The organism is Rathayibacter sp. AY1B5, from assembly GCF_002932795.1.
GTDB lineage: Bacteria > Actinomycetota > Actinomycetes > Actinomycetales > Microbacteriaceae > Rathayibacter.
Genome location: NZ_PSWM01000014.1, coordinates 14,757 through 27,125 on the forward strand (window position 1 = coordinate 14,757; position 12,369 = coordinate 27,125).

A 12,369-nucleotide genomic window follows, 5' to 3' on the forward strand; every position below is an offset into this window, starting at 1 on the left:
GCGATCTAGGATGTTCACGTTCACACCCCGTGCGAAGACGCACACCTCCGCGGCCCTGCGGATCGTGCCTCGACGCCGCACACGATCACGAGGGCCATCTGCATGAGACGATCACGATCGGCGGTGAGGACCGCTCTGGCGGTCGCGACCGTCGCCGCCACGGCGCTGCTCGGCGCCACGGTCCCCAGCTCCGCCTTCGGAGCCACCGAGACCCCGCTCCTCCACTACACGTTCGACACCGCCCCCACCGGCACCACGGTCGCCGACACCAGCGGCAACGGCTACAGCGCGACGCTGCGCGGCTCCGGAGCCCAGTTCCGCAACGGGCTCATCAGCCTCCCCGGCGGATCCGCCGCGGCCGCCCCCTACCTCGAGATCCCCACCGCCGGCCTCGTCGGCAAGAAGGACCTGACCTTCTCGACCTGGCTCGCCCACGAGGGCGGCACCGGCAACGTCGCCGCCGCGTTCGTCGGAGCGCCCGTCGCCTCCGGCGCCTCGTTCTCCTCCGGCTACTGGCTGCTCAACCCGAGCAACCTCTCCGGCTACACCAAGTCGGTCGTCACGAATTCGGTCAACGCCGGCGCTCCCTACAACACCGAGATCGGCGCCGGAGCGACGGGCGCCCCGACCGTCGGCGCGCGCACCCCCGCGGGCCTCTCGCTCTACACGACCGTCATCGACGGCTCGACCGGCAAGCTCACCGTGTACGTCAACGGTGCGCAGATCTCGCAGAGCACGATCGCCCGCGACGTCTCCTCGTTCGGCCCGTCGCTCGTCGCGTACATCGCGCGCTCGACCTACAACGACCCGGGCTGGAACGGCGAGATGGACGACTTCGCCGTCTACGACAGCGCCCTCAGCAGCAGCTCCGTGCAGGCGCTCTACTCCTCGCAGGCCCTCGACCGCGCCGTCGCGTCGGTCACGGTGCCCACGGAGGCGACCGCCGGCTTCACGGTGCCCACCACCGCCAGCGGTGTCGGCATCACCTGGACGTCGAACAGCGCGGCCGTCGCGATCACCGGCGGCACCGCGACCGTCACGCGCCCCGCCGCGGGACAGCCGGACGCCACCGCCACCCTCACCGCCACCTTCACGGTCGGCACCGAGACCCGCTCGGTCGACTACCCGGTGCGCGTCGCCGCGCAGCTGGACGACGCGACGAAGGTCCAGCGCGACCTCGCCGCGATCGCGATCCCGAACGTCGGCGACATCCGCACGAACGTCTCGGTGCCCTCCACCGGCACGCTCGGCTCGAGCATCGCCTGGAGCGTCGTCAGCCCGAGCGGAGCGACCGTCCGCGACGGCAGCGCTGCCGGCACCCGCACCATCGACGTCGACCGCCCCGCCACCGGGAGCCCCGCGATCGACGTGGTCGTCCGCGCGACCGCGACCAGCGGATCCACCACCCGGACGCGCGACTTCACACTCCGGGTGCAGCCGCTCCCCGCCGGCACCGACGACACCGAGGCGTACGTCTGGGCGTTCTTCACCGGAGAGGGCGACGGCGCCGAGCGCATCAGCCTCGCCGCCTCGAAGGGCGACGACGCGCTGAGCTGGAACACGCTCAACGGCGGCAAGCCCGTCTTCACCTCGAATCTGGGGACGATGGGCCTGCGCGACCCGTTCATCATCCGCTCGCACGAGGGCGACAAGTTCTTCATGCTCGCGACCGACCTGAAGATCGACGGGCTCCCCGGCGGCTTCGACACCGCGCAGAAGTCGGGCTCGACGTACATCGAGGTCTGGGAGTCGACCGACCTGGTGAACTGGTCCGCCCAGCGCCACGTCAAGGTCTCCACCGACTTCGCCGGCAACACCTGGGCGCCCGAGGCGTACTGGGACGACGAGCTCCAGACGTACGTCGTGTTCTGGGCCTCGAACATGTACCCGACCACGAACACGGCCGACCGCACCTCCGTCACCTACAACCAGATGATGTACGCGACGACCGAGGACTTCACCTCCTTCTCGGAGGCGAAGCCGTGGATCGACGTCAAGCGCGGCGCCGGCAAGGGCACCATCGACTCGACGGTCGCGAAGGACGGCGACACCTACTACCGCTTCACCAAGGACGAGGCGTCGATGACCCTCCGCGAGGAGAAGAGCACCGACCTGCTGGCCACCGTCTCGGGCTCGCTGCCCGGCACCGGCGGACCGGCGGACGAGTGGTCGCTGGTCAAGGAGAAGGTCGCCTCGGGCCTGCCCAACGGCGAGCCCGGCAAGACCTTCACCAGCGGTGAGGGCCCCAACGTCTTCCCCGCCAACGAGGGCGACGTGAACGGCCTCGACTGGTTCCTCTTCATCGACCAGCCGAACTACCACGACGGGCCGAACCACTACATCCCGTTCGGCACCGACGACCTCGCGAACGGCGACTCCTGGCAGCCGCTCGGAGCGAAGCTCCGCACGGGCCTGCCGCAGAACGCCGACGGCGGCAAGCCGCGCCACGGCACGGTCATCCCGGTGACGCGCTCCGAGTACCAGAAGGTGCTCGAGGGCTACGCCCCCGGTCTGGCCGTCGCCTCGGTCGCCCCGCTGACCGCGACGACCACGGCCGGCACCGCGCCGGTCCTGCCCCGCGCCACGATCACGACCGCCGCCGGCACCACCAGCACGGTCGACGTGGCCTGGGACGCCGTCGCGCCCGCCGCCTACGCCACGGCCGGGACCTTCACGGTCTCGGGCGTCGCGCAGGACGCGTCGCGCATGCCGGTGCAGGTCACGGTCACCGTGCAGTCCTCGCTGAAGGTGAGCGCGACTGCCGCGTCGCGCTGCGTCGCCGGCAAGGTCGTGCTGACGGTCGTCGGCAGGAACGGCGACACGGTGCCGATGGACGTCTCGATCAGCACCCCGGAGGGCGTGAAGACGATCGCCGGCGTGAAGCCGGGCGCCTCCGGCTCCGCCGCGTTCACGGTGCGCTCGACGCAGCTCGCCGCGGGCGAGGCGACGGTCACCGGCACGGCCACGGTCGGCGGCACGACCGTCACGGCCACGGCCACCGCGCCGTACAGCGCGCGCAGCTGCGGCTGACGCACGGCACTCCCCGGGAGCCCGTCGCACCTCACCGGTGCGGCGGGCTCCCGTCGTTGCGGGGGGCGCGCCCGGCCGAGCCGCCGCGGTCCCGCCGAGACACCCCCCTCGGCACACGGAGTCGAGACACCGCCCTCCCACCGACACATCCCTCCCTCAGCGGCGTCTCGCCGCACAGCGCGGCAGCTCGGCGGCGGCGGGCGGGGCTCCGCGCGCCGCGTGCTTCACTGGAGGGATGACCACGCGTGACGACCACATCGCCGACTTCGCCGAGTTCCTGACCGCCTCCCCCTCCTCGTACCACGCGGCCGCCGAGGCGGCACGGCGCCTCGAGGGAGCCGGATTCACGGGGCTGGACGAGACGCAGGCGTGGCCCGCGGGGCCCGGCCGGTACTACGTCGTCCGCGACGGCGCGATCATCGCCTGGCACCTGCCCGAGGGCTCCGGGGCGACCACGCCCTTCCGCATCCTGGGCGCCCACACCGACTCCCCCGGCTTCATGCTCAAGCCCCGGCCGACGATCGGCTCGAAGGGCTGGCTGCAGGCCGGCGTCGAGATCTACGGCGGCCCGCTGCTCAACTCCTGGCTCGACCGCGAGCTCGAGCTGGCCGGGCGCGTGGTCACCCGCGACGGCTCGACGCGCCTGCTCCGGACCGGCCCGCTGCTGCGCATCCCGCAGCTCGCGATCCACCTCGACCGCACGGCGAACGAGGGCCTCACCCTCGACCGCCAGAAGCACACCGTCCCCGTGTTCGGCATCGGAGACGCCTCCGAGGTCGACCTGCTCCAGCGGCTCGCCGCGCACGCCGGACTCGACGACGCCTCCGACATCGCCGGCTACGACCTGCTCACCGCCGACACGCAGGCGCCCCGCCGCTTCGGCCTCGACGAGATGCTCCTCGCCGCCGGGCGGATGGACGACCTCAGCTCCGTCCACGCCGGCCTCGTCGCGCTCCTCGCGGCGAGCGCCGATCCCGCGGCGCCGCCCGCCCACATCAGCGTGCTCGCCGCGTTCGACCACGAGGAGCTCGGATCGGCGAGCCGGTCCGGAGCGAGCGGGCCGTTCCTCGAGGACGTCCTCTCGCGCATCGGCACGGCCCTCGGCGCCGGCATCGACGAGCGCGCCCGGGCGATCGCCGCCTCCTGGTGCCTCTCGGCCGACGCGGGCCACTCCGTGCACCCCAACTACTCCGAGAAGCACGACCCCGCGAACCAGCCGGTCGCCGGGAAGGGGCCGCTGCTCAAGATCAACGCGACCCAGCGCTACGCGACGGATGCGCGCGGCGCGGGGCTGTGGGCGGGCGTCTGCGAGCGCGCCGGCGTCGGGTACCAGGAGTTCGTCTCGAACAACTCGGTGCCGTGCGGATCCACGATCGGCCCGCTGACCGCGACCCGGCTCGGCATCTCCACGGTCGACGTGGGAGTCCCGCTGCTCTCGATGCACTCGGCGCGCGAGCTCGCCCACGTGGACGATCTGGTCGCCCTGACCGCGGCGATCGAGGCGTTCTTCACTCCCTAGGCCGGACCTGCGCACGGCGGACGGAGAGGCCGGACCTGCACCCGCGGGGCGGGGAGACCGGACGGGCGCAAGCGAGGCTGAGAGACCGGATCCTGCTCCAGGCGGACCGTCGGCCGCTCTCAGCCTCGATTCGTGCACGTCTCAGTCGCCGGGCGGCCGCCGGCGCTGCTGCTTCGTCTCGGAGCGCTGCTGTTTCGCCGCGAGACGGCGGCGAGTGGAGCCGCGCGTGGGCCGGGTCGGCCGCCGCGGGGCGGAGGGGGGCGCGAGGGCCGCGGTGATGATCCCGCGGAGCAGCTCGAGGGCCGTCTCCCGGTTGCGCAGCTGCGAGCGCTCCTGCGCCACCGTGACGGTGACCGCTCCGGAGACGAGCCGCCGCCCGAGGCGCTCGAGCAGGCGGGAGCGCTGCTCGTCCGAGAGGGCCGTCGACTCCTCGACGTTCCAGGTGAGCTGCACGCGGCTGTCGGAGGTGTTCACATGCTGCCCGCCGGGCCCGGAGGAGCGCGAGAACCGCCACTGCAGCTCCGACGCGGGGACGACCAGCCCGGGCCGCACCTCGAGATCCATGCGGCAAGCCTGGCACGCGCCCGCCTCCGAGCGGGAGCGACGGCGATCCGCTCCCGGAGGCGGTGTCCTCTTCCGGACGTGTCCGCTACAGGCTCTTGTCCCTGCGGCGGTCACGTCCGGACACTGGAGAGGTGCCCGGGCGGGCGCATCGGCCGACTCCTCAGGGCCACCCGAAGGCGTCGAGGGGTCGGCCGCACGGCTCGGTCCCGCGGGAGCTCAATCGCGCGGCACCGTCTCGGCGAGGTCGATCTCGCCGTCGTCCAGCGCTCCCGGTTCGAGCGCCTCCGGATCATCGAGCACCGGCTCTCCGGCACCGGCGTCGCCGTCGCGGTTGTGCGAGTCCGCCGCCCATGCTGTCCCGAGCGCGAAGAGCGTCGCGACGCCGTAGTGCTCCATCGCGGCGGCCACGCGGCGGCGGCCGGTCCGCGGATTCATGCCGAGCCGGTGCGACGCGGTCTCGAGCGTGACGCCCTGGCGCATCAGCCGGAGCAGCGGCAGCCAGCTCTGGTCGACGGCTCCGATCGGCGCGGCCTGCCGCCACAGCACCTCGAAGTACGACTCGACCAGCCCCGCCAACGCCGCGTGGCGCACGCCGAGCACGCTGGTCGGCTTCGTCTCGCCCCGCTCGAACGGGACGGCGAGGTGGTCGCCGTCGACCCAGAACCAGCTCGGCGGGCTCTCGAGGAGCCGGTACTCGACGCCCGCCGCCTGGTACGCCTCTACCCGGGCGAGCACGCGCGGGTCGCGCGCGCCGGCGGCCGGCATGATCACGCGCACCCGGTCCTTCGCCGCGAGCGCGTGCCCGAAGCGGATCGCCCGCTCCGTCGGCGGGTCGAGGAACCGCTCCACATTCGGGAGCACCGCCACGAGCGAGCCGGAGTCGCGCCGGACGAGGTCGAACCAGAGGTCCTCGGACGCGTGCGGACCGTGGCGGAGGAGGGTCGGCACGGGATCCGTCGTGTCCTCGCCGACCCGCCAGGCGCCGAGCAGCATCGGCAGGCCGGCGACGACGCGCTCGATCCCGTCCAGCGACTCCCTGCCCGCCCGCCGCGCCGACTCGGTGTGCCGAGCGATGGCGGCGGCCGCCCACTCCATCGGCGCCGGGAAGTCGAGCTGCTCGCCCTCGCCTCCCATGAGCCCCCGACCGCGGAGCCGCTCGATCGCCGCGGCGACCTCGCCCTCGTCGATGTGGGTCAGCTCCGCCGCGTCGGCCAGAGTCGCCGGCCGTCCCCGCAGCAGCGCGGCCAGGAGTCCGTCGTCGTCCATGCGTCTCCTTCGCCGTGGGCCGTCACCCGAGGGTGCCGTCTCCGGGGTCGAGGAGCAAGGGACGCGCGGCTCGTCGAGCGCGACTCCGGGTTCGATGCCCGTCGCGCCGACCTCCGCGTCGAGCGAGGAGATCGTGCCGAGCGCCTCACGGCACGCCCTACGCCGGAAGCCGCCGTGCACGCTCGACCCTCGGATCCGGCGTGCACGGCGGCTTCTGGCGTGCACGGGCCAGTCCTCCACCGCAGGCGGGTCGGGCGGGCGGGCAGCGGGGGCGGGACACTCGATCCGTCACCTTCAGCCCGACGCGCCTCGAGATGCACCGTCGCGGACGAGCAGGGCCGCGGCGAACAGCCCGCCGATCGAGCCGCCGACGATCCCGATGTCGAGCGGGCGCACCGGTCCTCCTGCTGTCATGTGCGCGACCGTACCGGCGAGTGGGCGGCGCTCGTTCCTACAGACGGGGGAACAGCCCCTCAGGCGCGGTCGTCCGCCCGCAGCGACCGGATCATCCCGCGGAGCAGGCGGGCCGCCGCCTGCCGCTCCTCCTCCGCGAGCCCCTCCAGCATCCGCAGCTCCACCCTGCGGACGGCGGCGGAGGCCTCGGCGAGGCTGCGGCGCCCGCGCTCGGTGAGCCGGGCGGGGAGCGCCTTGCCGACCGGAGCCGCGTCGGGGCGGCTGACGACGCCGTCGCGCTCCAGGGTCTGCAGCAGGACGTTCATCGACTGCCGGGTGACGAAGGCGCCCCGCGCGAGCTCCGAGTTGGAGAGGCCCGGCTTCTGGGCGAGGAGCTCGAGGCAGGAGTAGTGGGTGACCGTCATCCCGAGCGGGCGCAGCACCGCCTCCATCGCCGCGCGCAGGGCGCTCGACGCCTCCTTGAGGAGGTAGCCGAGCGAGGTCTCGAGGTCGATGCCGTCTTGACTCATGTCAGTATTCTGACATACGCTGCGGTGTGTCAGAAAGCTGACACAACCGAGGAGGAACCCCATGCCCGTCACCGGCCCCGACTTCGTCTCGCTCCAGGTCCGCGACCTCGCGGCGTCCCAGGCGTTCTACGAGCAGTACCTCGGCCTGGTCCGCTCGCCCGCCGGCCCGCCGCACGCCGTCGTCTTCACGACGACTCCGATCGCCTTCGCCCTGCGCGACCTCGCGCCGGGGACCGACCTCGACTCCGCCTCCCGCCCCGGGGTGGGCGCCGCGATCTGGCTGCACGCGACCGGCGTGCAGGAGATCCACGACGCGCTCGTCGCCGACGGGCACCCCGTCGTCGCGGCTCCGATCGACGGCCCGTTCGGCCGCACCTTCACCTTCGCCGACCCGGACGGGTACCACGTCACCCTGCACGACCGCGCCTGAGCGGCGCGGCTCCCGGGCCGGGCGCCTCAGCCCATCGCGCGCAGCTGGGCGGCGAAGAGGTGCAGCGAGCGGTCGACCTCGGGCAGCGCCGGCGTCCGGTTGAGGTGCCCGTGGGGCATCCCGGCCGCCAGGTGCCCGGTCACGGCGACGCCCGCCTCCGCGAGCTGGCGCAGGAGCAGCTCTGCCGACCCCCGCAGCTCGTCGTACTCGTTCACGAGGACCGTGACCGGAGGCAGACCCGCCAACGGCGCGGAGCCGGGCAGCGCCTCGACGGGCAGGTCGGAGATCCGGCCGAGGTAGGTGCGCACCATGCCCTCGATGCTCGACGGAGGGAAGCGGAGGACCGGCGGCAGCTCGCGCAGCTCGGCCGCGATCGCGTCGTCGACGGCCGGGTTGGGGAAGTGCGCGAAGGGGTAGGCCAGGAGCACGTGCTCCGGCAGCCGAGCGCCGGCGTCGCGCTCGCGGAGGACCGCGCCGAGGGCGAGAGCCGCTCCCGCGCTCGCGCCGCCGATCGCGACGGGTGTGGATCCGGCCTCCGTGGAGCGGAGGTGGCGCCAGGCGGCGTGCACGTCGTCGAGCGGGACGGGGTAGCGGACGTCGGGGCCGGCGAGCCGGTAGTCGACGGAGACGACCCGGGCCCGCGCCCGGTGGGCGAGCTCCGCAGCGACGACGTGCGACTCGCGCATGTCGACGCTGCCGGCGGCGAACCCCCCTCCGTGCACCCAGAGCAGAGCGCGCTCGGGAGCGGCGGGGGCGTACACGCGCAGCGGGACCGGTCCGTGCGGGCCGGGCGCCGACTCCGTGACGACGTCGACCCCCTCGGGAATCGACCAGGGCCCCGGATCCTCCTCGAAGGCGGCCATGCGGGCGGCCTGCTCGGCGTCGAGCGGATACGCGAGGCCGGCCAGGAGGGGCAGCCGAGCGGCGAGGTACGGATCGAGCGGCATCGGCGCCTCCTGCGGGGTCGGGGTCGCGGACCACGCTAGCCCGGCCGCGGGTCCTCGAGCGGCGCCTGCTCAGCCGCGTCTCTGCAGGAGCAGCACGCCGTCCAGGAGCACGGCGGCCGTGCCGTCGGGAGCGGTCACGGCGCGCTCCCGCGTCTCGACGAGCTCCGCGGTCCAGTCGGCGGGGTCGAGGGCCAGCTCGGCGAGCTCCTCCTCCGGGCCGACGAGGTGCATCGCTCCGTGGCGGTGGTCGTCGCCGCTCGCCCACGGCGGGGGCGCGGCGTGCGAGACGACGGCGAGGCGGCCGCCGGGAGCGACGACGGAGGCGGCCCGCCGCAGCACGTCGATCCGCGGGAACTCGGCCATCGAGTGCAGGAAGCTCGCCGCCACCAGGTCGAACTCCCCCACGACCGGCCAGTCCTCGGCGAGGTCGGCCTGCACGAAGTCCACCTCGGCGCCCCGCTCGGCCGCGGCCGCGCGGGCCCGGCCCAGCGCCGTCTCGGAGAGGTCGAGCCCGGTCACGCGCCAGCCGAGCGACGCCAGCCACAGCGCGTCCGCCCCCTCGCCGGCGCCGAGGTCGAGGGCGCGGCCCGGGGGCAGCGAGCCGACCAGCCGGACCAGCGTCGCGTTCGGCCGGCCCGACCAGATCCGATCGGAGTCGGCGTAGCGCGCCTCCCACTGCTCGCGTGCGGTGCTCATGCTGCTCCTCGTCCCCGGGCGCAGGGGCACCCGGGTCGAGGATGCCGCGCCGCCGCTCCGGCCGCCAGCGGTCGTGCCGAAGCGGCACGGGCCCGTGTCCGCGGACCAGACGGCCGGACGGAGCCGCGGCGCCGGGCGGACCCGCCGGACGCACTTCCCCGACACGCCCTGCGCCGATTAGCGTCGGGGCATGGCCCTCCGACTCGAAGAGATCATCGTCGACTGCACCGACTTCCGGACCCTCGGTCACTGGTGGCAGGAGGCGCTCGGCTGGGACGTCGTGGACGAGGACGAGGACGGCATCGAGCTGCTCGCCCCGTCGGGCCGCGGGCCGAGTCTGCTCTTCCTCGACGTGCCCGAGCGCAAGACCGTGAAGAACCGCCTGCACCTGGATTTCGTGCCGGACGACCAGGAGGCGGAGGTCGCGCGGCTGGTCGCCCTGGGGGCGACGCGGTCCGATGTCGGGCAGGGCGAGCAGTCGTGGGTCGTGCTCGCCGACCCGGAGGGCAACGAGTTCTGCATCCTCTCGGCGCGGGAGTGAGAGCGCTTCCACTTTTCAGGACGGTTGTCGGGAAAGCGCTTCCATGCGCATGCATCGAAAAGGATCCTGAGATGTCAAGGGTAGAACGATCGTTCTCGACTCCCTAGCATCGCCTCCGACGCGTTGTCCGACCGGGAGCGCGCGGAGCCGAGGAGTCACCGTGACCACCTACGACAGACCTGTCGCCGCCGTCGGCATGACGCAGTCGCAGCAGCAGGGCGAGCTGCTCGCCGGCCGCGCCCTCGAGAACCGCGCCCTCGGCCTCTATGCGTACGCCTACCGCCTCACGCTCTCGGACTCTGCGGCGAGCGCCGCCCTCCGCCACGCCGCGGTCACCGTCCGCAGCGGACGGCCGCAGGGACTCGACGACACGGGCGCCCTCGACCTGATGCGCACCGAGGTCGGTCGCGCGAGCGTGCAGCGCGGCGGCTCCGCGATGGAGCGCGCCGAGCAGGCCGCCCCTGCGATCCGCGAGGACGACCTGCTGCGCTCGGGCTTCCACCGCCGCCTGCACGCCCTGCCGACGCTCGAGCGTCAGGCCTGGCTGCTCCGCCACACCGGCGGCCACGACGTCGACGCGATCGCGGCGATGCTGCAGGAGTCCGCGGAGCGCATCCGCTCGGCCCTCGCCTCGGCCGCCCGCACGCTGGTCGCGGGCGAGCTGGCCGAGAGCGAGTCCGCGGAGTAGCGCGCCACGAGGTGCCCGAGAGACGCCGGGTCCAGCCGGCGGCGCCCCTCAGGCGTCTGGGACCCGGCCGCGACTCGGCGCGACCGGGAAGGCGGGGTCAGTCGAGGTAGTCGATGTCGTCCCACGGCCGGTGGACGTCGCCGGTGTCGCGGTCGTCGTCCGGCACCTCGAGCTCCTCGAAGATCACCGGCACGCCCGTCGAGATCAGGACGCTGACCTGGCGGTTGCCCACGATCACGAAGTCGACGAGGCCTCCTCCGGCCTGTGTCGCCTCGGTCGCCGACCGCTTCAGATCGGCGACGTCGGTCCCCTGGGACAGCCCGTAGGTCTTGCCCTCGATGGTGACGGTGGTGCGGATCATGTGGCGCTGCTGCTCCTCGGCTCGATCGGTTCAGAGTACGAATCGCGGAAGACGGCTGCCAGGCCTTGCGGTGGAGGCTCGCGGCTGCCACGGGTGAAGGGGCCGGCTGAGGCGAGCGGCGTCCGGAGCCGAGGTCAGAAGCAGCGGGACGGGCCGCTCGGGCGGATCCGCCGCTCCTGACCTCGGTTACGGACGCCGGGCGGCGGAGTCAACCGGGCGCGGTGGCCGGAACGCGCGCCGTAGCGTTGACGGCGTCCGCACGTTCCGCATCCAGCGACAAGGAGGATCCGATGACCGAGAAGAACACTCCCGAGGACCCGCAGACCACCGACCCCGAGCACGTCGACCCCGAGACGGCCACCGACCCCGAGGGCGAACCGGTCGAGAACCCGTCGGGCTGACGCCCTCAGCGGAACGGCCCGCGGCCGCCGGGACACCGCTGTGAAGGCGACGTTCCGGCGGTCGCGGGCCGTTCCCGTGTCCGGCGCCGTCATACTGGCGGAGTGCAGGCCGACGACGACGAGCGCAGGGATCTCGAGCGGATCCTGTCGGCCCGACCCCGCGAGGACGGCGCCGACCGGGACGAGCGGCGCGAGGCGCTGCGGCGGCTCGGCGAGCTGGAGGCGGAGGACGCGCCTCCCGGAGCGTCGCGGTCCGGCGCGCAGACCGGCGCCGCGCTGTCCGGGGCGCAGCCGGGCGCCGCACATCCCGGCACGGCGACCGACCCGCGTCTCCCCCTGTCCGCGACCGCACTCCCGCTGTCGGCGCCCACCGGCTCCGAGACTCCGGAGTCGCCCGCCGAGCACCCCGACCGGCGCGCCCCGCGGGCGCCCCACCCTCGCCGCCGCCGCCTCGTGCTCGCCGCCGCGATCGTCGGCGGAGCCGCGGTCGGCGCGATCGTCCCCACCGCGCTCCTCCTCCCGCCTCCCGCGGACCCCGTCGCCACGCCGACCGCCTCCGCCACTCCCGCCGATCGCTTCGCCGCGCTCGTCGAGGGCTGGGAGCCGACCACCGACGTCCCGCCGGGCCTCGCCCTGCTCGCCGGCGAGGCCGTCGTCTACGGGTCCGGGTTCGACACCGCCGAGAACGACCGCCTGCTGATCACCGAGCCGAACGGCACCACGGTGTGCCTCGCCGTGCAGCGCCCGGACGCGTCCTTCTTCGCCGGCTGCACCGGCTCCGAGGCGTTCTTCGCCGGGGAGCCCCTCCGGGTCAGCGGCACGACGCTCCGCAGCGGTGCCCCGGTGTACACGCAGATCCTCCTCCGCCCGGACGGCACGATCGAGGGCGGCTACCAGCTGGTGCCGGAGTCGCCGCAGCCCGAGGCGGCGGAGCCCGGAACGGTGGAGTCCGGAGCAGCGGCGCCCGGTGCGGCGGACCCCGCGACCAGCGAGCCCTGAGCCG

General features: G+C 74.0%; 12 protein-coding genes. 6 read left to right on the top strand and 6 right to left on the bottom strand.

Going from position 1 to position 12,369, the window contains the following annotated elements:
- Positions 1-123 precede the first annotated feature (123 nt).
- Positions 124-3,030, top strand: a complete 2,907-nt coding sequence (locus tag C5D44_RS10135) for an immunoglobulin-like domain-containing protein (protein ID WP_181118487.1) — start codon at positions 124-126, stop codon at positions 3,028-3,030.
- A gap of 235 nt (positions 3,031-3,265) precedes the next feature.
- Positions 3,266-4,549, top strand: coding sequence for a M18 family aminopeptidase (locus C5D44_RS10140; RefSeq protein ID WP_104281577.1), 1,284 nt, complete (start codon positions 3,266-3,268; stop codon positions 4,547-4,549).
- Positions 4,550-4,690: 141 nt separating this feature from the next.
- On the opposite strand, the gene arfB is transcribed toward C5D44_RS10140, so the two are convergent.
- The 3 genes from arfB to C5D44_RS10155 form a co-directional block, all read right to left on the bottom strand.
- A complete protein-coding gene (gene arfB / locus C5D44_RS10145) occupies positions 4,691-5,113 on the bottom strand; it encodes an alternative ribosome rescue aminoacyl-tRNA hydrolase ArfB (protein WP_104275733.1) in 423 nt (140 codons plus the stop codon).
- 216 nt (positions 5,114-5,329) lie between these two features.
- Complete coding sequence (locus tag C5D44_RS10150) at positions 5,330-6,379, bottom strand: hypothetical protein (protein ID WP_104281578.1); 1,050 nt, start codon at positions 6,377-6,379, stop codon at positions 5,330-5,332.
- Positions 6,380-6,852: 473 nt separating this feature from the next.
- Positions 6,853-7,302, bottom strand: a complete 450-nt coding sequence (locus C5D44_RS10155; RefSeq protein ID WP_104281579.1) for a MarR family winged helix-turn-helix transcriptional regulator — start codon at positions 7,300-7,302, stop codon at positions 6,853-6,855.
- A gap of 61 nt (positions 7,303-7,363) precedes the next feature.
- Here C5D44_RS10155 and C5D44_RS10160 point away from each other — a divergent pair, with 61 nt between their 5' ends.
- A complete protein-coding gene (locus C5D44_RS10160; protein ID WP_104225857.1) occupies positions 7,364-7,732 on the top strand; it encodes a VOC family protein in 369 nt (122 codons plus the stop codon).
- A gap of 26 nt (positions 7,733-7,758) precedes the next feature.
- On the opposite strand, the gene C5D44_RS10165 is transcribed toward C5D44_RS10160, so the two are convergent.
- Together C5D44_RS10165 and C5D44_RS10170 are read right to left on the bottom strand one after the other, a co-directional pair.
- A complete protein-coding gene (locus C5D44_RS10165) occupies positions 7,759-8,679 on the bottom strand; it encodes an alpha/beta hydrolase fold domain-containing protein (protein WP_104281580.1) in 921 nt (306 codons plus the stop codon).
- Positions 8,680-8,748: 69 nt separating this feature from the next.
- Positions 8,749-9,375: a class I SAM-dependent methyltransferase gene (locus C5D44_RS10170; protein WP_104275728.1), complete on the bottom strand. Its 627-nt coding sequence runs from the start codon at positions 9,373-9,375 to the stop codon at positions 8,749-8,751.
- 190 nt (positions 9,376-9,565) lie between these two features.
- On the opposite strand from C5D44_RS10170, the gene C5D44_RS10180 reads away from it, so the two are divergent.
- Both C5D44_RS10180 and C5D44_RS10185 read left to right on the top strand, forming a co-directional pair.
- Positions 9,566-9,916 carry a VOC family protein gene (locus tag C5D44_RS10180; RefSeq protein ID WP_104275726.1) on the top strand — a complete coding sequence of 117 codons (351 nt, stop codon included), beginning with the start codon at positions 9,566-9,568 and terminating at the stop codon, positions 9,914-9,916.
- A gap of 160 nt (positions 9,917-10,076) precedes the next feature.
- Positions 10,077-10,604, top strand: a complete 528-nt coding sequence (locus tag C5D44_RS10185) for a hypothetical protein (protein ID WP_104281582.1) — start codon at positions 10,077-10,079, stop codon at positions 10,602-10,604.
- Between the two features lie 97 nt (positions 10,605-10,701).
- Here C5D44_RS10185 and C5D44_RS10190 read toward each other — a convergent pair whose 3' ends face one another.
- Positions 10,702-10,965 (bottom strand): hypothetical protein, encoded by a 264-nt coding sequence (locus C5D44_RS10190; RefSeq protein WP_104281583.1) that lies wholly within the window; start codon positions 10,963-10,965, stop codon positions 10,702-10,704.
- Between the two features lie 503 nt (positions 10,966-11,468).
- On the opposite strand from C5D44_RS10190, the gene C5D44_RS10195 reads away from it, so the two are divergent.
- Entirely contained in the window at positions 11,469-12,365 is an 897-nt protein-coding gene (locus C5D44_RS10195; protein ID WP_104281584.1) for a hypothetical protein, read from the top strand.
- Positions 12,366-12,369 lie beyond the last annotated feature (4 nt).

What these genes read in the sequence shown, in the direction of transcription:
- C5D44_RS10165 (WP_104281580.1), bottom strand. Translation starts at nt 8,679, where the DNA reads ATGCCGCTCGATCCGTACCTCGCCGCTCGGCTGCCCCTCCTGGCCGGC.
- C5D44_RS10150 (WP_104281578.1), bottom strand. Translation starts at nt 6,379, where the DNA reads ATGGACGACGACGGACTCCTGGCCGCGCTGCTGCGGGGACGGCCGGCG.
- C5D44_RS10170 (WP_104275728.1), bottom strand. Translation starts at nt 9,375, where the DNA reads ATGAGCACCGCACGCGAGCAGTGGGAGGCGCGCTACGCCGACTCCGAT.
- C5D44_RS10155 (WP_104281579.1), bottom strand. Translation starts at nt 7,302, where the DNA reads ATGAGTCAAGACGGCATCGACCTCGAGACCTCGCTCGGCTACCTCCTC.
- C5D44_RS10160 (WP_104225857.1), top strand. Translation starts at nt 7,364, where the DNA reads ATGCCCGTCACCGGCCCCGACTTCGTCTCGCTCCAGGTCCGCGACCTC.
- arfB (WP_104275733.1), bottom strand. Translation starts at nt 5,113, where the DNA reads ATGGATCTCGAGGTGCGGCCCGGGCTGGTCGTCCCCGCGTCGGAGCTG.
- C5D44_RS10180 (WP_104275726.1), top strand. Translation starts at nt 9,566, where the DNA reads ATGGCCCTCCGACTCGAAGAGATCATCGTCGACTGCACCGACTTCCGG.
- C5D44_RS10140 (WP_104281577.1), top strand. Translation starts at nt 3,266, where the DNA reads ATGACCACGCGTGACGACCACATCGCCGACTTCGCCGAGTTCCTGACC.
- C5D44_RS10190 (WP_104281583.1), bottom strand. Translation starts at nt 10,965, where the DNA reads ATGATCCGCACCACCGTCACCATCGAGGGCAAGACCTACGGGCTGTCC.